This window comes from Bacillus cereus group sp. BfR-BA-01381, assembly GCF_022663555.1.
In the GTDB taxonomy this organism is placed as follows: Bacteria; Bacillota; Bacilli; order Bacillales; family Bacillaceae_G; genus Bacillus_A; species Bacillus_A pacificus.
Genome location: NZ_JAKUFR010000200.1, coordinates 1 through 1191, shown reverse-complemented (window position 1 = coordinate 1191; position 1191 = coordinate 1). Strand labels below are relative to the sequence as shown.

Genomic DNA, 1191 nt, shown 5'->3' with positions numbered 1-1191 from the left:
TGAATAGGGCGTTTAGTACGTGGTCGTAGACCCGAAACCAGGTGATCTACCCATGTCCAGGGTGAAGTTCAGGTAACACTGAATGGAGGCCCGAACCCACGCACGTTGAAAAGTGCGGGGATGAGGTGTGGGTAGCGGAGAAATTCCAATCGAACCTGGAGATAGCTGGTTCTCCCCGAAATAGCTTTAGGGCTAGCCTTAAGTGTAAGAGTCTTGGAGGTAGAGCACTGATTGGACTAGGGGTCCTCATCGGATTACCGAATTCAGTCAAACTCCGAATGCCAATGACTTATCCTTAGGAGTCAGACTGCGAGTGATAAGATCCGTAGTCAAAAGGGAAACAGCCCAGACCGCCAGCTAAGGTCCCAAAGTGTGTATTAAGTGGAAAAGGATGTGGAGTTGCTTAGACAACTAGGATGTTGGCTTAGAAGCAGCCACCATTTAAAGAGTGCGTAATAGCTCACTAGTCGAGTGACTCTGCGCCGAAAATGTACCGGGGCTAAATACACCACCGAAGCTGCGGATTGATACCAATGGTATCAGTGGTAGGGGAGCGTTCTAAGGACAGTGAAGTCAGACCGGAAGGACTGGTGGAGTGCTTAGAAGTGAGAATGCCGGTATGAGTAGCGAAAGACGGGTGAGAATCCCGTCCACCGAATGCCTAAGGTTTCCTGAGGAAGGCTCGTCCGCTCAGGGTTAGTCAGGACCTAAGCCGAGGCCGACAGGCGTAGGCGATGGACAACAGGTTGATATTCCTGTACCACCTCTTTATCGTTTGAGCAATGGAGGGACGCAGAAGGATAGAAGAAGCGTGCGATTGGTTGTGCACGTCCAAGCAGTTAGGCTGATAAGTAGGCAAATCCGCTTATCGTAAAGGCTGAGCTGTGATGGGGAAGCTCCTTATGGAGCGAAGTCTTTGATTCCCCGCTGCCAAGAAAAGCTTCTAGCGAGATAAAAGGTGCCTGTACCGCAAACCGACACAGGTAGGCGAGGAGAGAATCCTAAGGTGTGCGAGAGAACTCTGGTTAAGGAACTCGGCAAAATGACCCCGTAACTTCGGGAGAAGGGGTGCTTTCTTAACGGAAAGCCGCAGTGAATAGGCCCAAGCGACTGTTTAGCAAAAACACAGCTCTCTGCGAAGCCGTAAGGCGAAGTATAGGGGGTGACACCTGCCCGGTGCTGGAAGGTTAA

At 51.0% G+C, this 1191-nt stretch carries 1 rRNA gene; it reads left to right on the top strand.

The window, feature by feature from the left end:
* Window positions 1-1191 (top strand): 23S ribosomal RNA (locus tag MR079_RS28250); the annotation flags it as partial.